Source organism: Hasllibacter sp. MH4015 (assembly GCF_020177575.1).
GTDB lineage: Bacteria > Pseudomonadota > Alphaproteobacteria > Rhodobacterales > Rhodobacteraceae > Gymnodinialimonas.
In genome coordinates this window covers 3,193,255-3,212,043 of the sequence record NZ_JAHTBK010000001.1, presented here as the reverse complement: position 1 = coordinate 3,212,043, position 18,789 = coordinate 3,193,255, and the positions used below count along the sequence as shown (strand labels likewise).

The window sequence follows — 18,789 nt, the reverse complement described above, 5'->3', positions numbered from 1 at the left end:
TACCAAAGCCGCAGGCAGGTGCTTTGCCTTTGACCAAGACCATGATCCATGGCAATGGCTTGGATCAATTCAGCGGCACCGGGCAGGGGAAACCGCGCATGACACAGCGCATCTTATTGACAGGCGGCGCAGGCTATATCGGATCGCATACCTACGTTGCCCTCGTCGAGGCGGGCTATGACGTCACGATCTTGGACAATTTTCAAAACGCAAACCGGTCCGTCATCGCGCGGCTGGAGGACCTGACCGGCCAGCCCGTGACCTTGGCCGAGGCAGATGTGCGCGACGCCACGACCCTTGCGAGCCTGTTCGCGGAACATGTGTTCGACGCGGTGGTGCATTTTGCGGCGTTGAAAGCGGTGGGTGAAAGCGTGGAGCGTCCGCTGGATTACTTCGACGTCAATATCAGCGGGCTCATCAACCTTCTGCGGGTGATGGATGCGGCGGGGTGCCGGAAGATCGTCTTTTCCTCGTCAGCGACCGTTTATGGCGTCCCCGATGAGACGCCCACACCGGAAACGGCGGAATTCCGGGCGATGAACCCCTATGGCCAGACCAAGATCAGTGGTGAGCAGATTCTGAACCAATTGGTCGCGGCCGATGATCGCTGGCAGATCGGCATATTGCGGTATTTCAACCCGGCGGGCGCCCATGAGAGCCACCTGATCGGGGAAGACCCGCGCGACACGCCCAACAACCTAATGCCGTTCATAGCCAAGGTCGCCGCCGGAGAGGTGGAGGAGCTTGAGGTGTTCGGAGATGATTACGACACGCAGGACGGCACCGGCGTGCGCGATTACATCCATGTCGACGACCTGGCACGCGGACATGTTCTGTCCGTCGCGGCCCTTCTTGAAGACGGGCAGAGCCACCTGGTGAACCTTGGCACTGGCGAGGGCCATTCGGTGATGGAGATGATTGCGGCTTACAAGCGCGCGTCGAACCGGGACATTCCCCACCGCGTGGTCGACCGGCGGGCGGGCGACGTGCCGATCTACGTGGCCAAGGCCGACAAGGCCGAGGAGGTCCTGGGCTTCCGAACAGAAAAAACGCTGGATGAGATGTGCGCATCCTCCTGGGCGTGGATCACCGGACCCCATAGCCAGGAAGACCCTGACGGAGAGGACAACACATGAGCCGCATGGCATTAATCACCGGCTCGGCCGGGTTCATCGGCTACCATCTGAGCGACCGGCTTCTGTCCGACGGATGGACGATTATCGGGCTGGACGCCCTCACGGATTATTACGACGTCAGCCTGAAGGAACGCCGCCAGGCGATGTTGCAGCAAAACGCGGGCTTCCACGCCGTGAACGCTCGGATCGAGACGCCCGGCGTCCTGCATGACCTGATGGAAAAGCACCGCCCGGACGCGGTCATACACCTGGCGGCACAGGCCGGGGTACGGTATTCCATCGACAATCCCGAAAGCTACGTCGAAGCGAACCTGATCGGCACCTTCCGCCTGTTGGAGGCGATGCGGGCCTTTCCGCCCGCGCATTCGCTGCTTGCCTCCACCTCCTCTGCCTACGGCGCCAACACGCAGATGCCCTATGCCGAGACGATGAAGGCGGACACGCAGATGTCGTTCTATGCGGCGACAAAGAAGTCGAACGAGGTGATGGCCCATTCCTATGCCCACCTGTACGATTTGCCGACGACGATGTTCCGGTTCTTCACTGTCTACGGGCCTTGGGGACGGCCGGACATGGCGCTGTTCAAGTTCACCAAGGCGATCCTCGAAGATCGGCCCATCGACGTCTACAACCACGGCGACATGGCGCGCGATTTCACTTATGTGACGGACCTTGTGGACGGGATCGTCCGTTTGATCGACGCGGTTCCCGGGCAGGACCCGTTGGACAATGACAGCCTGTCGCCGGTGGCCCCGCACCGGATCGTGAATATCGGCAATTCCAATTCCGTCCCGCTGCTTGATTACATCGCCGCGGTCGAGGAGGCGACGGGCCGCAAGGCGCAGATGAACATGATGGACATGCAGCCCGGCGATGTACCCGCGACCTGGGCCGATGCAAGCCTTTTGCAGGGATTGACGGGTTACAAGCCCAAGACGCCCGTGGCGGAGGGGGTGGCGCGGTTCGTGGAATGGTATCGCGACTATTACCAGGTTTGACGGCGAAAGGATCGACCCATGAAGATCACACGCGCATCCGACATGGCGGGCGGACCGGGACCGGCGGAGTATTTCACCGGGGACGTGACGATCACACCGCTCCACAAGGTGGAAGGACCGGAACGCGCCGGGGCCTTGCGGGTTCGCTTTGAGGCCGGGGCCAGAACGGCGTGGCACACCCATCCCCTTGGCCAGCTTCTGATCGTGACGGAGGGCGAAGGCTGGGTCCGGAAAGAGGGTGAGGCGAAACAGGTGATCCGCCCCGGCGACACAATCTGGTTCGAGGCGGGAGAGCGCCATTGGCACGGGGCCACCGCAACGTCCGCTATGGAGCATATCGCCGTGCAGGAGGCCGTTGATGGCAGCGCCGCGGATTGGGCCGAACATGTCGCGGATGCTGATTATCTGGGCTGAGGGCATTCCGCACGGCTTGACCGGACCGGCCCGGGTGACTCAGACAAACGCAGCAGATTGCCGCAAGGGAAGACGACGATGCGCATTACGATGATTGGCACAGGATACGTGGGCCTCGTCTCGGGCGTCTGTTTCTCGGATTTCGGGCATGACGTGATCTGCGTCGACAAGGACCCCGCCAAGATCGAGATGTTGCAGGCGGGCGAGGTGCCGATCTATGAGCCGGGCCTCGACGCGCTGATGGAAAAGAACGTGGAGGCCGGGCGGCTGTCCTTCACCACGGACCTTGCGCAGGCGGTGGACGGGGCGGATGCGGTCTTCATCGCCGTGGGCACGCCGACGCGACGCGGAGATGGACATGCGGACCTGACCTACGTGATGGCCGCGGCGGAAGAGGTTGCGAATGCGCTGACCGGCTACGCGGTGATCGTGACCAAATCCACCGTCCCCGTCGGCACCAACCGCAAGGTGAAACAGGTGGTGGCCAAGACTCGCCCCGATGCGGAATTCGACGTCGCCTCCAACCCCGAATTTCTGCGCGAAGGGGCGGCGATCGACGATTTCATGCGGCCCGACCGGGTTGTGGTGGGCGTCCAGACCGAGCGCGCGTCGGAAGTGATGGACGAAATCTATCGGCCGCTTTTCTTGCGGGATTTCCCGGTTGTCACGACCGATCTGGAAAGCGCGGAGATGATCAAATACGCGGCCAACGCGTTTCTTGCCACGAAGATCACCTTCATCAACGAGATTGCCGCGCTGTGCGAACGGGTGGGTGCGGACGTCAAGGAAGTGTCCAAGGGCATCGGCATGGACGGGCGCATCGGGAACAAGTTCCTCCATGCCGGGCCGGGCTATGGCGGGTCCTGTTTCCCCAAGGACACCACGGCCTTGGCGCGGATCGGGCAGGACCACGCGGTGCCGCAGAATATCGTGGAGACGGTGATCCGCGTGAATGACGACGTAAAACACCGGATGATCGAAAAGTTGCGCGACCTTTGTGACGGATCGTTCAACGGCAAGACCATCGCAATCTACGGAGTGACGTTCAAACCCAATACCGACGACATGCGCGACGCGCCGTCGCTGACCATCGTGCCGGCGCTTGTGGGTGGTGGCGCCAAAGTGCGGGTCGTGGACCCCCAGGGGCGGCGGGAAGGGGAAGACCTCTTGCCCGGCGTGATCTGGGCCGAGGACGCCTACAAAGCGGTGCAGAATGCCGACCTGGTCGTGATCCTGACGGAATGGAACGAGTTCCGTGCGCTGGATCTGAAGCGGATCGCGCGCAAGATGGCGACCCCGCGCATGGCCGACCTGCGCAATGTCTATAGCCCCAGGGATGCCAAGCGCGCGGGGTTCGAGGCCTATGCGGGCGTCGGGCGGTAGGGGCTGTCTGCGAATCGCGTAGCACGGCGCGGCGCGTCCGCGGCTGCGCAACAATCTTCCGTCGATTACAAAACGCCCCGAATCCTCACGGCGAAATCACGCCCGGAGTGGCCCGTTTCACCACCCCGTGACAAATCCGATCACGGACGCTCACCTGCCGGAGAGATGACTGAAATCCTCTGTCTCCGGCCCGGTTCCGGCCCATAGCGTCCGCTCAGGTCATCGGCATCACGTCGGCGACCGGGACACTCAACAAATGGGATAAACACAATGAAACGCCTTGCACTTGCCACCGCCCTGATCGCCTCCGTCGCCGCTCCGGCCTTCGCGGATGGACACACGACCGCCTTCGCCATCATGCATTTCAACATGAGCGAAGACAGCGCCAGCGACCGCCGCATGGTCCCCGTGGGGGAGCTGATGATGGCCGACCTGACGATGGACTCCACCCTGTCGGACGTCTTCCGTCAGCTGAACATGAGCGTGGAGACGATGTCCGACCTGCGGGGCGAGACGGGCTTCGTGACCGTCATCGCCTCCGATCCGGCCCATGGCGCGGAGATCTTTGAGCGCCTGCGCCTGCAATCGCTTGAAGACGAATAAGACCTTACCCAAGCGTGGAATGGCCCCTGCCGGATATGGCGGGGGCCTTTTCGTGTCAGGCCAGACCGGCGCGCAGGCAATCGTGGATATGCAGGATACCGAGGGGTCGTCTCTCCGCATCGACGACGAAAAGCGCGGTGATCTTGTTGCCCGACATCATCGCCATCGCTTCAGCCGCGAGGTCATCGGGCCCGATCACGCGGGGATTGCCGGTGGCGACCTGGCCCGCTTGCTGGTCGGTCAGGTGGGCGATGTTGCGGCGCAGGTCGCCGTCGGAGATCACGCCGATCAGTGCGCCCTCTTCGACCACGCCCGCGATCCCGAAGCTCTTCTCCGACATCACAATCAGCGTTTCGGCCATGGGCGTGCCCGACCGCACCAGCGGCAAGGCGTCGGGCCCGTGCATCAATTGCGCGACGGTGCTCAGTTGCGCCCCAAGTTTGCCGCCGGGATGGAAGGTCCGAAATTGCTCCGGCAGGAAACCGCGCCGTTCCATGACCGCGATGGCCAGCGCATCGCCCAGGGCCAGCGAAAGCGTGGTGGACGTGGTGGGGGCCATGCCAAGGGAGCAGGCTTCCTCCGCATCCGGGAGGGTCAGGCGAAAATCTGCGGCGCGCATAAGGGTGCTGTCGGGCCGTTTGGAGATTGCGGCCATCGGGATCGAGAAGCGTGCGACATGCGCCACGATGTCCCGAAGCTCCGTCGTTTCGCCGGAATTGGAGATCGCGATGACCAGATCGCCCGGCATGACCATGCCGAGATCACCGTGGCTGGCCTCGGCGGCATGGACGAAAGCGGACGGGGTCCCGGTGGAGGCAAAGGTGGCGCTGATCTTGCGCGCGATGTGGCCTGATTTGCCTATGCCGCACAGGATGATGCGGCCCTTGGTGGCAAGAATCGCCTCCGCCGCACGTTCGAAATCGTCCGGCAGAGCTTCCGCCAGGTCGCGGACGGCGCGTGCCTCCGTTCGCAGGACGCGCGCGCCGGTATCGCGCAGGGAATGGGTCGGGGTCTCAGCCATATGCGCCCTTTAGCCCAAGCGCCGTCCCTTGGCGAGAGGATTGGCTTTCCGCCCCGGCCCCACCATGGCAGAACGGCGCGACAGGAGAGCTTGCCCATGAACCGCCGTTTCGGATCCCCGCCAGAGCCCGATCGCGCCTATCCCCCGCGTCCGGGGGCCTACGTAATCATTGATGTGGGTGAGGGGCTGCTGGCGTCATTTCAGGAACGGCCCTACCCGGAATTGCAATTGCCGGGCGGCGGAATCGACCCGGGCGAAGGGGCCGTGGCGGCCCTGCACCGGGAAGTGCTGGAAGAGACCGGGTATCGCATCCACGCTTTGCGCCGCCTTGGCATGTGCCATCGCTTCACCTTCATGCCGGATTACGACCGTTACGCCCAAAAACAGTGTCACATCTACGCGGCTCGTCTTGGGCCGCGCGTGTCCGACCCGACGGAGCCGGGGCATACGGCCGTCTTCCTGTCGTGGGACGTTGCGCTGGACAAACTTGCGGTTGAGGGCGACCGACATTTCGTAGCGCGGTACTTGAACGGCGCGTAGCCGTCAGACACGGCCGTGGAATTCCACGAGAAGGGCCGAGAGATCGTCCGGAAACTCCGAGGTTTCCGCGAAATTGACAAGACCGGCGCGCAACGTCGCGAGGTAATCGGGGCCCCGGATGTCCGCCTGCCCTTTCATCATGCGGATCAGGCCGTCCTCATCCAGCATGATGTCGGCGGGGTTCGGGCATTCGGTGACGCCGTCGGAATAGAGCAGCACCCGGTCGCCCGGATTCAACCGCACGTCGAACGTGGCGAAGGGGACATCGGGGATCAGGCCGACGGGCATGCCACCGTCACCGACCATGTCGACCCGCCCATCGGCGCGCTGGATCATGGGGTGCGGATGCCCGGCCTGGGTCAGCCGCAACAGGCCGGTCTTCAGGTTCAGGAAGCCCAGGCACAGGGTGAAATAGCGATCGGTCTGCACCTCCGTCAGCATCAGCATGTTCAGCCGTTCCGCCGCGACGCCCGGATCAATCGGCTGCAGCGTGCCGTCCGGTTGACGGTGCAGGGCGATGTTCTGATCGGGGGACGCGTCCGACAACATGCCGGCGACGCGCGCCGCGATCATCGCCGACGCGACACCGTGGCCGGACACGTCGAGGCTGAACAGCCCGACCTCATCATCCGAGACGTTGAAATAGCCCACCATGTCCCCGCCGACATGTCCGCTTGCCTCCAGCAGGAGAGATATATCGGCCCCGTCGAAGCGCCGGTGCGTCTGTTGCAGGGAGGCCATCTGCAGCCGCCGCGCCTCATCCAGATCGCGGTCGATGGTGCCGTAGACCTCCTGCAGTTCATCGAGGGTGGTCTCCAAGAGCACGTTTTTCGACCGAAGCTCTCGCTGCATGGCAACGATACGGGCACCGGCGTTCATCCGTGCGTGGAGTTCCGGCGGACGGATCGGCTTGTTGAGGAAATCGTCGGCTCCCGCCTCCAGCCCTTCGGAAAGTGCGCCGCGTTCGCTTTTGGACGTCAGGAGAAGGATATAGGCATAGCTGTCGGTCACTTCCGCTCGCAGGCGGCGGCAGAATTCCGGGCCCGTCATTTCCGGCATCATCCAGTCGCACAGAATCAGCGAAATCTCCGGATCGCGCGCGATGCGCAGGGCGTCTACCGGATCGCCGGTGGGCACGGGGCGGTGGCCCCATTTGCGCAGAAAGGCGCAAGCGAGGTTGCGTTGCGCGGGACTGTCATCCAGCACCAGCACCTTGAGCGATGCCGCACCCAGCACCCCCCCAACGGGATCGGACGCCGCAACCTTCGTTTCCATTTTCGCCACGGCGCCTGTCTGCATTCGGGTATCCAAAACTCTTCTTCGCGCAGGTTTTGCAGGTATTCCCTTAACGGCGGGTGAAGGGGACAATTCGATGCGTTCGGGGGTGGGGCGGTAGCGGTTTCTTAAGGGGTTATCGCTTTGATCCGGGCGTGAGTTGGATCGGAGGCAGCGGGATGAGCGCCATTGACTGGGACCGCCTGAACGAATTGCGCAGCGACATCGGGGAGGAGGATTTCGCCGACGTCGCCATCCTGTTCGTGGCGGAATTGCAGGAAAGCCTCGATGGGCTGGACCCGGCAACGGCCAACGTCGCCGACTTTCACTTCGTGCGTGGATCGGCGGCCAATCTGGGGTTCACGGCACTGGTCGAAGCCTGCGCATCGGCTGAAACGGCCTGTCAGACGGGTGCGGCGCCGGATGTGGAAGCGGTTCGACGCGCGTTCGATGACGCCTTGGCGGAGGTGCGACCGACCGTGCCGGAGCTGGCTGACGCCGCCTGACATATGCCGCCTGACACACGCGGTGCGCCGCATTTCAGATCAGGAAGTCGGCGAGGATGTTGTCATCCGTGATGTCGCGGAACCCGAACCCGCGTGACGCCACGCGATCGCCCAGATCATCGAAGCTGCCCGCGCGCTCCGTCTCGATCCCGATCAGGACGGACCCGAAATTGCGGGAGTTCTTCTTGAGGTATTCGAATCGCGTAATGTTGTCCTCAGGGCCCAGAAGGTCGAGGAAATCGCGCAGCGCGCCGGGTCGTTGAGGCAGGCGCAGAATGAAGTATTTCTTGAGCCCCTGCCAATTCTGCGCCCGTTCTTTCACCTCCGGCAGACGCTCGAAATCGAAATTGCCCCCGGACGTGACGCATACGACCGTCTTGCCTGCGATCCGATCCGCGATGTCGTCGAGAACGTTGACCGACAAGGCACCGGCGGGTTCCAGAACGATCCCTTCCAGGTTCAGCATCTCCTGTATCGTCACGCAGATCCGGTTCTCGGGCGCGATCAGGACGTCGCCGGGGGGGATGTTCCGCAGCACCTCGAACGTGCGGTCCCCGATGCGCGCCACGGCGGCGCCGTCGACGAACGTATCGGTGATCTCGATCGTTTGCGGCGCACCGATCCGCAGGGCCGCCGTCAGACTTGCGCCACCCGCCGGTTCCACCAGCGTCGCACGCGTCGGCGCGTCCACTTCGCGCAGGTAGGACAGCATGCCCGCCGACAGGCCACCGCCCCCCACTGGCAGGACCAGATGATCGGGCGCGCGTCCCAATTGCTCCATCATTTCCACCGCGACGGAGGCTTGCCCCTCGATCACGTCGGAATCGTCGAAGGGAGACAGGAAATGCGCTCCCGCCTCCGCGCAATGGGCCTTGGCGGCGGCGAGGGTTTCATCGAAAAAATCGCCTTCCAGCACGATCTCCACCGCGTCGCCGCCGAAGGTGCGGGTCTTGAGAATCTTCTGCTCGGGCGTCGTGACGGGCATGAAGATCTGCCCGCGCACCCCGAAATGCGCGCAGACGAAGGCGACACCTTGCGCGTGGTTGCCCGCACTTGCGCAAACAAAATGCATCTGGCCCGGATCGGCCACCCGCACCTTGCGCATGGCGTTGAACGCACCGCGCAGCTTGTAGGATCGGACCGGGCTGAGGTCTTCGCGTTTGAGCCAGATGTCGGCCCCGTACCGCTCACTCAGATAGGCGTTCTTCAGCAGCGGCGTGGGCGGGAACACGTCGCGCAAGGCGTCGGTCGCGGCCCTTGATCTGGTGGCGAAATCGGTCATGCGTTCGGAGTGGCGCGTTTGGCGGAGCCTGTCCAGCGTTCAGTTCAGCTGCCGCCCTTCGACAAGATTGCCGTAAAGCGTGGTCATCAACGCCAGGTTCATCAATAGCTGCACCCAATACACCAACAATCCAACCCCCGCCGCCACAAGGGTCGGCCCGAAGGCCAGCGTGACGGCCTGGTTGATGAGGCCGAAGACCAAGGCCAGCACGATCACCGGCAACAGCAGCTGGCCAGACACCGGCGCGGTCACGCGCCAGCTTTCGCCGACACCCATCTTCTCCCCCACTGCTGCCGCGGGCAGGATCAGCCCGATGCGTACGGCGACCCAGCTGGCCCCGATTGCCAGACCCACCCCAAGCAGGACCGCGATTGCGATGTTTTGCAGGGCAAAGGTCACGATGGCGATGACGATGCCCATGACAAGCACGGCCCCGAACAACACCAAAAGAACCAGAAGCGAATTGCCGAAATAGTTGACGATCTGCGCCCCGCGCCATGGCGGCAAGACGCCGCTTGGGTATTCCTCAAGCAGCACGAAGCGGTGCCAGGACACGGCCGCCCACATCCAGCCGACGATTGCCGCGATAATCCCGATCGCAAGACCCAGCCCGTTGACCGGCGGCAAGATCACATCTCCCGGCTGCGCGAGCGGATCGGCCGGCTGCATGCTCTGTTCGATCAATTCGGGATTGGTCAGGAATATGATCGCCGCCGGAATCAGCACCAGTGCCAGCGTGATGCGCGCGGCTGCGCCCAGATTGCCCAGAACCTGCTGCACCACATGGCGCAAAACCTGATATCCGTAATCCATCGTGCCGCCCTTCGCTTGCTCACCCCCTGAAAACCCGGTATCGGCGCGACCGTCAACCACATCACGGACGGAGCGTTTCAGATGACTCACCCCAAGAAGGTCGTGCTTGCCTATTCCGGCGGCCTCGATACCTCGATCATCCTGAAATGGTTGCAGACGGAATATGGTTGCGAGGTCGTGACCTTCACCGCCGATCTTGGCCAGGGGGAGGAGTTGGAGCCTGCGCGGAAGAAGGCGGAACTGCTCGGCATCAAGTCCGAAAACATCTTCATCGAGGACGTGCGGGAGGAATTCGTCCGCGACTTCGTCTTTCCCATGTTCCGCGCCAACGCGCTTTACGAGGGATTGTACCTTCTGGGCACTTCTATCGCGCGCCCGCTGATTTCCAAACGGTTGGTGGAGATCGCGGCGGAAACCGGGGCGGATGCCGTCAGTCACGGGGCGACGGGCAAGGGCAATGACCAGGTCCGGTTCGAGCTGTGCGCCTATTCCCTCAACCCCGAGATCAAGGTGATCGCGCCTTGGCGGGAATGGGACCTGGGCAGCCGTACGAAGCTGATCGAATTCGCCGAAGCGCACCAGATCCCCATCGCTAAGGACAAGCGCGGCGAAGCGCCGTTCAGCGTCGATGCGAACCTCCTGCACACGTCTTCCGAGGGGAAGGTGTTGGAGAACCCCGCCGAGGAAGCGCCTGACTACGTCCTCCAGCGTATCACGCGCCCGGAGGATGCCCCCGACACGCCGGAGATGGTGGAAATCGGGTTCGAGCGGGGCGATGCGGTGTCGATCAACGGTGAGGCGATGAGCCCCGCGACGATCCTGACACGCCTCAACGAATTGGGTGGCAAGCACGGGATCGGTATCCTTGATCTGGTGGAAAACCGTTTCGTCGGCATGAAATCCCGCGGCATCTACGAGACGCCGGGCGGCACGATCCTTCTGGAGGCCCATCGCGGGATCGAGCAAATCACGCTCGACAGCGGAGCGGGGCACCTGAAAGACAGCATCATGCCGAAATACGCCGAGTTGATCTATAATGGCTTCTGGTTCTCACCGGAGCGAGAGATGTTGCAGGCCCTAATCGACAAGAGCCAGGAGCATGTGACCGGCACAGTCCGCCTGAAGCTCTACAAGGGCAGCGCACGGACCGTGGCGCGCTGGTCGGATCATTCGCTCTATTCCGAGGCGCATGTGACGTTTGAGGAGGATATGGGCGCTTATGACCAATCCGATGCGCAGGGTTTCATCCAGCTCAACGCGCTGCGCCTGAAGCTTCTGGCCGCCCGGAACCGCAAGTTCCGCGCCTGATCTCACGCCGCACCTGTCAGGTAGGTTTCTAGACCGGGCGGTTAGTCCTGTCCGGTTTCCGCACAATGGCGGCGGAAGGCGCGTTTGAGCATTTCCAGCTCATCGCGCAGCAGCGCCATCTCTCCCCGGATATCCTCATCCAGTGCCGTACCCGCCATCAACGTGATCCGGTCCAGCACTTCGCCCGTCGCGGTGGAGCGCAGGCCGATCACCTGCACCCCGTCGCTGAGGATATCGGCGGGCAGGTCGATGGCGACACGCTGCGCCCCGCTTTCCGTCGGATGCGGCGTGATCTGGGCCACCGCGATGATGCGGCCCTTGTGCAGCGCCTCAATCTCCGTCTGGCCTGCGCCGGTCAGGATGCCTTCGTAGCGGCCCGCTTGCAGGTCCCCGCATGTCAGAGTTTCCGCCATCTGCCCTGTCCCCTCAGAAATCTGCCCGTGGCGCGCGGAGCATGACCATGTCCCAAAGCGCCACACGGGTCATTTTCGGCCCTTCCACGATCAGGTCGAGCCATGCCTTTTCCAGCCGCTTTTCGTTGATCTTCGAATAGGCGAGATCGAATTCCGCCTGGCCCGTTTCGCCGTCGAATTCCACTTGGCGGACCAGTTGTTCCACGTTGGGACCGTGCTGGATGTTCAGGCGGGCGTAGATTTCGACCGGCTGTTCACGATCCGCCGTGATCCGCACCGACACGAAGTGGTTGCGGGTCAGGCCGACCAACGCCTCCGCCGGCAGATCCTGCACGAAAGACACGAACGACCCGTCGGAGCGGTAAACCTCCAGCACCAGTCCGAACTGCGCCCCGCGCACGGAGGTGGGCGCACGTTCCTGCCGCAAGCTCATCTCCGCGTAGGTGGCGTCGTGGAACAGCGTGATCCCTCCCGGCAGAGGTTGCGGAGAATTCAGGCCCACGACACCGCGGGGGCGCATTTCGCTGGTCCAGGGTGCCGGACGCACGGACCAGTCGCATTGGTCCGGGCGGTCGATCCCGTCGTCGCCAATGGTGCGGGCCTGCAATTCGGAGCGCGCCTTGGCCGCCATGTTGTCGAGGCGGTCGCGCATGCCCGTCATGTCCCCGCTCATCCGGCGCAGGTCACCGGAAGACAGGGTGGATGGGGATTTCAGGGCGCGCTGCCAACGCTTCAGCGTCTGGCCAAGGCCGAACCCGCCGAACATTCCTGGAAAATCCTGACCCATGGCAGCCTACTCCTCGCGTCCCCTCCGCATCCCCGGCCCCATCTTTAGCAGGTGTCTCTTGGCAAGCGGTTACTGGAATATCCTTCGGAACAGCCCCGCGCGGAAGAGGCCCCCCTCCGCTTCTTGCGCAGCCTGTGGCAGGTCTGCCGCGTTTGTCGCATCCGCGGGTTGCGCATTCGCCGCCCGCACGGCGCGCGCGAAGCGGTCGAGCGTGGTCAGGGCATCGGCATTGTCGACGTCCCGATCCTCCAGTGCCAGCACGCTCAGCGTTGCAAGGCGCGGGCCGATTTGCAGGTAGGCCCGCCAGTAATCCTGCGCGACGCCCGACAGCGCACCGGGGCTGGTATCGCGGGCATGCAGGAAGAACATGCCTTCCCGCGTCTGGGAGGCCAGGATTTCCACCTGATCCGCATCGCCCGACCTGCTGAGCAACGCGCGGCCGTCCTGCGACCGAAAGAACGCATCGAGGGCGGGCAGATTGCCGACCAGGTTCGTGCCGTCCGACGGGGCCGAGATGGCCGCCGTCAGGATCGCCGGGACATCCGGTTGCCGCGCACGGGCGTTGCCGGAGATGGCCGCGCAATTGCCCAACAGGACAAAGCCGGTATCACCCGTATCCCGGGTCGTGTCGGGATCGACGCAGAACCCGGGCGGTCCAGCTATTGTCACGGCATCGGTCGTGACCTGAACGTCGCGCGGCGCGCCGTCCAGATCCGCCCCGATGCCAAGGCATGCGGACAGAAGGCCCACAAGCCCCAGTGAAAGTGACGTCCGGAGAAGCGGCCTAGAGATCGGCGTAGACATGCTTTTCTTTGGCGCCGCCGGGATGGGTCACGGCACCGTAGCGCGCCTCGCCCACCAGTTGCGCGTATTTCCACAGCGCGCCGGAGGCATAGATCGTCTCGCGCGGGCCCGACCAGGATTTGCGGCGTTCGGCCAATTCCTCATCACTCAACGCCACGGACAATTCGCCGGTCAGCGCGTTGATCGTGATGACATCGCCATTCTGCAGCAGGCCGATGGGCCCGCCCACGGCTGCCTCCGGCCCGACATGCCCCACGCAGAAACCGCGCGTTGCGCCCGAGAAGCGGCCATCGGTGATCAACGCCACCTTCTTGCCCATACCCTGCCCCGACAAAGCGGCGGTCGTGGCCAGCATCTCGCGCATCCCCGGCCCGCCCTTGGGGCCTTCGTTGCGGATCACGATCACTTCGCCCGGCTCGTAGGAGCGCGCCTTCACGGCAGCGAAGGCGTCTTCTTCGCATTCAAACACGCGGGCGGGGCCGGTGAAGACCTGCTGCGCCTCATCCATGCCGGCGACCTTCACTATGGCACCTTCGGTGGCAAGATTGCCGCGCAGGCCCACGACGCCCCCTGTGGGGGTGATCGGGTTGGCGACGGTGTGGATGACGCGGCCATCCGCCTCCCCCTCGATCCGGTCAAGTGCCTCCCCCATGCTTTCACCATTGGCGGTCATGCAATCCTCGTGGATCAGACCGGCCTTGCGCAATTCCTTCATCACGACCGGCACGCCGCCCACCTCATAAAGGTCCTTTGCCACAAACTGGCCGCCCGGCTTCATGTCGACGAAATAGGGCGTGTCCTTGAAGATTTCGCACACGTCGAAGAGGTCGAAGTCGATCCCGGCCTCGTGGGCGATGGCGGGCAGGTGCAGGCCCGCATTGGTCGACCCGCCGGTGCAGGCCACGACACGTGCGGCGTTTTCCAGCGATTTGCGAGTCACAATGTCCCGCGCGCGGATGTTCTTTTCCAGAAGATTCATGACGGCGCGGCCCGAGGCTTCGCCGAACTCCTTGCGCCCCTCGTAGGGGGCGGGCAGGCCGGACGAATTCAGGAGCGCCAGGCCAATCGCCTCGGACACGCAGGCCATGGTGTTGGCGGTAAACTGCCCGCCGCAGGCCCCCGCGCTGGGGCAGGCCACACGTTCGAGGACGGCAAGCGCCTCTTCACTCAATTCACCGGACTGGAATTTGCCGACTGCTTCGAACATGTCCTGCACGGTCAGGTCGCGGGTGGCGAATTCCGCGGGCACATCGGCGCCTTCGGGCACCTTGCCGGGCAGGATCGTGCCGCCGTAGATGAAGACGGATGGCACGTTCAGGCGCACCATGGCCATCATCATGCCGGGCAGGGATTTATCACAGCCCGCAAGGCCGACGATGGCGTCGTAGCAATGGCCCCGCATGGTCAATTCGACCGTGTCGGTGATCGCATCGCGGCTGGCGAGGGAGGATCGCATCCCCTCATGCCCCATGGCGATCCCGTCCGTCACGGTGATGGTAGTGAATTCCCGGGGCGTTCCGGCGGCATCCTTGACGCCCTGTTTGACCGATTGCGCCTGCCAATTCAGTGCGATGTTGCACGGCGCGGCCTCGTTCCAGCAGGTCGCGACACCGACGAAGGGTTGGCCGATCTGCTCTTCCGTCAGGTCCATCGCGTAGAAATACGACCGGTGCGGCGCCCGTTCGGGGCCTTCGGTGACGTGGCGGCTCGGCAGTTTGGATTTGTCTGGCCGGTTTTGCAGCATGGCGTGGTTCCCCCCGGGTGGCATTGCGCGTTTGCAAGCGGGATAAAGCGGCCAGCCTGCGGGGGCAAGGGAGACGGCATTGCCGCCCTCCTGCGCGCGCGTCCGTCAGACAAGGGGCAGGCCGTCGGAGAGCAAAAGGTTCGCGTCCACCCTCTATCCACGCCGTGTGTCCGACCGCTCCAGATGCCCCCGGCAGCCAATTCGCGAGGTGTCGGAGTGATCCTGACCTCCGAGGCAAAATCCGTTGCCCCGTTGACGGCCCTCAAAGACCGATTGCTATAGCGTTGTGCCCTGGTTCTTCATCGGGTCGGTTTCGAATATAATCTATCCTCGCCAGAATGTTACGCGCTGGCTGCGAATTCCCCCGAGAACCGCGATTGAAGGCTTGGCGCACCCGCACTAAGCTGCGCTCAACCGCCGATCCAACAAGGCAGAGCGATGCAGTACACAGCCCATGACCCCTTCGTCGCGCCCGCTCGCGCGCGGCCCCAGATCTGGCGGATCATCATCGGCCTGATCATGGTTGCCGCCGTCTACGCCTTGGGCATTGCCGTTGTCTTCGGGGGGATTTTCGTGGCGGCCGGGCCCGATGGCGCGGAGCGCTGGATGGCGGAGATGATAAACGCCACCGGACCGACGGGAACGTTGCTGGTTCTGGCCACGTTCATCGGCATGGCCGTCGGGCCGATGGTTGCCGTCTCCGCGTTCCACGACCGGTCGCCCGCGACGCTGTTCGGGGCGATGCCGCGGACGGCTCGGCATTTTCTGATCGCGATGGTGGTCTGCGCGCTGGCCTACAGCCTGTCATTCCTGTTTCCAAATGACGTCACGATCAGCCCCAATCTCGAACGCAGCCTTTGGCTGTCGTTCCTGCCCCTCGCGCTGGTCGGTATCTTGTTGCAGACCGGGGCGGAGGAGATCCTGTTTCGCGGCTATCTCCAACAGCAGTTGGCCGCACGGTTCCGGTCCCCGATCCTGTGGATGGTCCTGCCCTCGGTCCTTTTCGCGGTCCTGCATTATCAGCCGGAGGTCATGGGCGACAACGCCATCTATATTGTGCTGGCGGCGGGGCTTTTCGGGCTACTTGCCGCCGACCTGACCGCCGTGACCGGGTCGCTTGGCGCGGCGTGGGGGTTCCACTTTGCCAACAATGTGGTCGCGATCTTGATCGTGGCGCTTGATGGGCCGCTGTCGGGTCTGGCGCTTTACACGGCGGATATCTCGGCCTCCGATGAAGCGATCCGTCCTCTGATCTTCCTGGATATGGGGACGACCGTGGCGACCTGGGTCCTTATCCGGCTGGCCGTCAAGCGGTGGTAGCCTGCGCGTCCGCCCAATCCGGATAGGCCGCCACGATCAGGTTCGCGCCCGCTTCCGACAGCGACAGATGGCGGGTGCGATGTCCGATGACCGCGATGTCGATCAGTCCCTTGCGATGCAGCGACGCCGCCGCCCTGCTGAGGGAGGATTGCTCCAGTTCAAGCAGCCCGGCCACGTCCCCCATGCGTCCGTTCTCCAGCCGACCCACCGCCACCAGCACTGCGAACTCGGTGGAGCGGATGCCATGTTTCGCGAGGGCCGCGTCATATGTCCGGCTTAATCGGCGCGCTTGCATCCGCGCATGGGTGGCGCGGCAGGAGGTGGCCACCTCTGCCACGATGTCGTTCAGCTCGCTCACGTCTCGCTCCAATGGGTATCGAGATATTGCGCGACGGTCACCTGCGGGGGAAGGTCGAATTCTTCCACCATGGTTGGTGCGTCCCAGCGGGGTTGATGGGTGGCGACAAAGCGCACGAGGCCAAGGACGTTCCCGGCAGGGGCTGAAAACGGACGCACCAGCAGCTGCGCGGTGGCCGCAAGCCAGCTTGGCATCGCGACAATCCGCACCCGACGCCCGGTTTTCCGCGAGAGCAGATCAGCCACGTCGCGCCATGTCAGCCATTCCGGGCCACCGGCTTCGATCACCCGGTTGAACGCCTTCTGCTTGCCGATCACACCCACCAGCATCCGCGCCACATCTTGCGTCGTGATGAAGGGTGCGCCATGGCCTGCGCCGCCGGGGGCGAGCATCACACCCCTGCGCTGCACAAGGTTTCCCGTCAGCGCCTGCCAGAGGCGCACGAACCCGAAACTGCGCCCCGTGGTCGCGAATGGGTTGCGGCCTGCCGCTTGCCCGGCCCCGGCCATGACCAACCAGACATCCGTGAACGCCGGATTACGCAGGATCGTATAGGCCAATCGGCTTCGCATCAGCAGCGCCTCGATGGTGCGTTTCGCGGCCAGCTCAGGGACTGCGCGTTCCAACGGATGGGCGGGAACCGAGGCCAGGATGAAGTGCCGAACGCCCGCCGCTTCCGCCTCTTCGATCAGGGCGCCGTAGCCGTCTCTTGCCATCTGCGGGATGCTCTGCGTGCGGCCCTGGGGGATGATCGCGTTGGCGGTGGCCACCACCACCTCAATGCCGTGCAACGCCCGGCGTAGGCTCTCCCGATCTGCGAGATCACCCAAGACCGGCTCGATGCCGGGGGCGTCGAAGGTCGTCCCTTCCCGGCGGACCATCGCGCGGACGGTGTGGCCCGCCTCTTGCGCGAACTGCGCCGCTTGGCTGCCGACATGTCCGGTCGCCCCGACCACAAGAACCTTCATTGCCCATTCCCCCTCACGAATCATGTATATACATTTATTGACCCGAAAGAGCGCGAATTGCAATTCCCCGCGGCAGGCAATATCTGGGCGTGTAGCTTACACCCTGTGGCCGAGGCGCCTATGAACTGGATCACCAACTACGTCCGCCCCCGGATCAACTCGATCTTCTCGCGCCGCGAGACGCCCGAGAACCTGTGGTCCAAGTGCGACGAATGCGGAACGATGCTGTTCCACCGCGAGCTCAGCGAAAACCTGAACGTTTGCACCAATTGCGGGCACCACATGGCGATTACGCCGCGCGATCGGTTCACGGCGTTGTTCGATAACGGCATCTTCACCGAGATCACGGTGCCAGAGCCGCTTGCCGATCCGCTGAAATTCCGGGACCAGAAACGGTATCCCGACCGTATGAAAGCCGCCCGCTCCCAAACCGGTGAAGCCGAGGCGATGCTGGTCGCCGAGGGCGAGATCGGGCGCACGCCGATCGTGGCGGCGGCGCAGGATTTCAGCTTCATGGGCGGGTCGATGGGCATGTTCGTGGGCAACGCGATCATCGCGGCGGCCGAGCGCGCGGTGCAGCTCAAGCGGCCCCTGATCCTCTTCTCTGCCGCAGGCGGCGCGCGTATGCAGGAAGGCATCCTGAGCCTGATGCAGATGCCGCGCACGACGGTTGCGGTCCAGATGCTGAAAGAGGCCAACCTGCCCTACATCGTCGTGCTGACGCATCCCACGACGGGCGGCGTCACTGCGTCCTATGCGATGCTTGGCGATGTCCATATCGCCGAGCCGAATGCCCTGATCTGCTTCGCCGGTCCCCGCGTGATCGAGCAGACGATCCGCGAAAAGCTGCCCGATGGGTTCCAGCGCGCCGAATACCTTCTGGATCACGGCATGCTGGATCGCGTCACCCCGCGTGGGGAGATGAAGGATGAGCTTGTCACTATCACGCGGATGCTCATGGGGATGCCGCCGCCGGTGAAGGGCGATCTGCCCGCGCCCGATGCCGTGGAAGACAACCAGGCGGACGCTGCTGCGGGCGTGGAGACACCGGGTGCTCCGACGACGGCGGATGCCGGGACGTCAGATGCCAAGCCGGATCGTGCCTGACCGCTGTAT

The 18,789-nt window shown here is 63.8% G+C and carries 20 protein-coding genes; 10 read left to right on the top strand and 10 right to left on the bottom strand.

The window, feature by feature from the left end:
- Nucleotides 1-98 precede the first annotated feature (98 nt).
- From galE to KUW62_RS16435, 5 genes are all read left to right on the top strand, one after another.
- Nucleotides 99-1,136, top strand: coding sequence for a UDP-glucose 4-epimerase GalE (gene galE / locus KUW62_RS16455; RefSeq protein WP_224816551.1), 1,038 nt, complete (start codon nucleotides 99-101; stop codon nucleotides 1,134-1,136).
- Entirely contained in the window at nucleotides 1,133-2,134 is a 1,002-nt protein-coding gene (locus tag KUW62_RS16450; RefSeq protein WP_224816550.1) for an NAD-dependent epimerase/dehydratase family protein, read from the top strand. The genes galE and KUW62_RS16450 overlap by 4 nt, the downstream gene beginning before the upstream one ends.
- Nucleotides 2,135-2,152: 18 nt before the next feature.
- A complete protein-coding gene (locus tag KUW62_RS16445) occupies nucleotides 2,153-2,548 on the top strand; it encodes a cupin domain-containing protein (RefSeq protein WP_224816549.1) in 396 nt (131 codons plus the stop codon).
- A 78-nt stretch (nucleotides 2,549-2,626) separates the two neighbouring features.
- Nucleotides 2,627-3,931, top strand: a complete 1,305-nt coding sequence (locus KUW62_RS16440; RefSeq protein ID WP_224816548.1) for a UDP-glucose/GDP-mannose dehydrogenase family protein — start codon at nucleotides 2,627-2,629, stop codon at nucleotides 3,929-3,931.
- A 270-nt stretch (nucleotides 3,932-4,201) separates the two neighbouring features.
- The gene (locus tag KUW62_RS16435; protein ID WP_224816547.1) at nucleotides 4,202-4,534 is read left to right on the top strand and encodes a hypothetical protein; all 333 of its coding nucleotides are present in this window, start codon (nucleotides 4,202-4,204) and stop codon (nucleotides 4,532-4,534) included.
- 55 nt (nucleotides 4,535-4,589) lie between these two features.
- On the opposite strand, the gene KUW62_RS16430 is transcribed toward KUW62_RS16435, so the two are convergent.
- Entirely contained in the window at nucleotides 4,590-5,555 is a 966-nt protein-coding gene (locus KUW62_RS16430; protein WP_224816546.1) for an SIS domain-containing protein, read from the bottom strand.
- Nucleotides 5,556-5,651: 96 nt separating this feature from the next.
- On the opposite strand from KUW62_RS16430, the gene KUW62_RS16425 reads away from it, so the two are divergent.
- The gene (locus tag KUW62_RS16425; protein WP_224816545.1) at nucleotides 5,652-6,095 is read left to right on the top strand and encodes an NUDIX hydrolase; all 444 of its coding nucleotides are present in this window, start codon (nucleotides 5,652-5,654) and stop codon (nucleotides 6,093-6,095) included.
- A gap of 3 nt (nucleotides 6,096-6,098) precedes the next feature.
- Here the strand turns inward: KUW62_RS16425 and KUW62_RS16420 are convergent, their stop codons facing one another.
- Nucleotides 6,099-7,370 (bottom strand): PP2C family protein-serine/threonine phosphatase, encoded by a 1,272-nt coding sequence (locus KUW62_RS16420; protein ID WP_224816544.1) that lies wholly within the window; start codon nucleotides 7,368-7,370, stop codon nucleotides 6,099-6,101.
- 179 nt (nucleotides 7,371-7,549) lie between these two features.
- On the opposite strand from KUW62_RS16420, the gene KUW62_RS16415 reads away from it, so the two are divergent.
- The gene (locus KUW62_RS16415) at nucleotides 7,550-7,876 is read left to right on the top strand and encodes an Hpt domain-containing protein (RefSeq protein WP_224816543.1); all 327 of its coding nucleotides are present in this window, start codon (nucleotides 7,550-7,552) and stop codon (nucleotides 7,874-7,876) included.
- A 34-nt stretch (nucleotides 7,877-7,910) separates the two neighbouring features.
- Here the strand turns inward: KUW62_RS16415 and ilvA are convergent, their stop codons facing one another.
- Both ilvA and KUW62_RS16405 read right to left on the bottom strand, forming a co-directional pair.
- Nucleotides 7,911-9,158, bottom strand: coding sequence for a threonine ammonia-lyase IlvA (gene ilvA, locus KUW62_RS16410; RefSeq protein WP_224816542.1), 1,248 nt, complete (start codon nucleotides 9,156-9,158; stop codon nucleotides 7,911-7,913).
- A 39-nt stretch (nucleotides 9,159-9,197) separates the two neighbouring features.
- Complete coding sequence (locus KUW62_RS16405) at nucleotides 9,198-10,061, bottom strand: hypothetical protein (RefSeq protein WP_224816541.1); 864 nt, start codon at nucleotides 10,059-10,061, stop codon at nucleotides 9,198-9,200.
- Here KUW62_RS16405 and KUW62_RS16400 point away from each other — a divergent pair.
- Nucleotides 10,053-11,279 (top strand): argininosuccinate synthase, encoded by a 1,227-nt coding sequence (locus KUW62_RS16400; protein WP_224816540.1) that lies wholly within the window; start codon nucleotides 10,053-10,055, stop codon nucleotides 11,277-11,279. The two genes, KUW62_RS16405 and KUW62_RS16400, sit on opposite strands and share 9 nt — an antisense overlap.
- A 41-nt stretch (nucleotides 11,280-11,320) precedes the next feature.
- On the opposite strand, the gene KUW62_RS16395 is transcribed toward KUW62_RS16400, so the two are convergent.
- The 4 genes from KUW62_RS16395 to ilvD form a co-directional block, all read right to left on the bottom strand.
- Nucleotides 11,321-11,692, bottom strand: a complete 372-nt coding sequence (locus tag KUW62_RS16395; RefSeq protein ID WP_224816539.1) for a hypothetical protein — start codon at nucleotides 11,690-11,692, stop codon at nucleotides 11,321-11,323.
- A 13-nt stretch (nucleotides 11,693-11,705) separates the two neighbouring features.
- Nucleotides 11,706-12,458 (bottom strand): DUF6478 family protein, encoded by a 753-nt coding sequence (locus KUW62_RS16390; protein WP_224816538.1) that lies wholly within the window; start codon nucleotides 12,456-12,458, stop codon nucleotides 11,706-11,708.
- Nucleotides 12,459-12,548: 90 nt separating this feature from the next.
- Nucleotides 12,549-13,283 (bottom strand): hypothetical protein, encoded by a 735-nt coding sequence (locus tag KUW62_RS16385; protein ID WP_224816537.1) that lies wholly within the window; start codon nucleotides 13,281-13,283, stop codon nucleotides 12,549-12,551.
- Nucleotides 13,264-15,027, bottom strand: a complete 1,764-nt coding sequence (gene ilvD / locus KUW62_RS16380) for a dihydroxy-acid dehydratase (RefSeq protein ID WP_224816536.1) — start codon at nucleotides 15,025-15,027, stop codon at nucleotides 13,264-13,266. Before ilvD ends, KUW62_RS16385 begins: the two co-directional genes overlap by 20 nt.
- Before the next feature lie 438 nt (nucleotides 15,028-15,465).
- On the opposite strand from ilvD, the gene KUW62_RS16375 reads away from it, so the two are divergent.
- Complete coding sequence (locus KUW62_RS16375) at nucleotides 15,466-16,347, top strand: CPBP family intramembrane glutamic endopeptidase (protein WP_224816535.1); 882 nt, start codon at nucleotides 15,466-15,468, stop codon at nucleotides 16,345-16,347.
- On the opposite strand, the gene KUW62_RS16370 is transcribed toward KUW62_RS16375, so the two are convergent.
- Nucleotides 16,334-16,705 carry a MarR family winged helix-turn-helix transcriptional regulator gene (locus KUW62_RS16370; protein ID WP_224816534.1) on the bottom strand — a complete coding sequence of 124 codons (372 nt, stop codon included), beginning with the start codon at nucleotides 16,703-16,705 and terminating at the stop codon, nucleotides 16,334-16,336. The two genes, KUW62_RS16375 and KUW62_RS16370, sit on opposite strands and share 14 nt — an antisense overlap.
- Complete coding sequence (locus KUW62_RS16365; protein ID WP_224816533.1) at nucleotides 16,702-17,673, bottom strand: SDR family oxidoreductase; 972 nt, start codon at nucleotides 17,671-17,673, stop codon at nucleotides 16,702-16,704. Before KUW62_RS16365 ends, KUW62_RS16370 begins: the two co-directional genes overlap by 4 nt.
- Nucleotides 17,674-17,793: 120 nt before the next feature.
- Here KUW62_RS16365 and accD point away from each other — a divergent pair, with 120 nt between their 5' ends.
- Nucleotides 17,794-18,780 carry an acetyl-CoA carboxylase, carboxyltransferase subunit beta gene (accD, locus tag KUW62_RS16360; RefSeq protein WP_224816532.1) on the top strand — a complete coding sequence of 329 codons (987 nt, stop codon included), beginning with the start codon at nucleotides 17,794-17,796 and terminating at the stop codon, nucleotides 18,778-18,780.
- The last annotated feature ends 9 nt before the right edge of the window (nucleotides 18,781-18,789 follow it).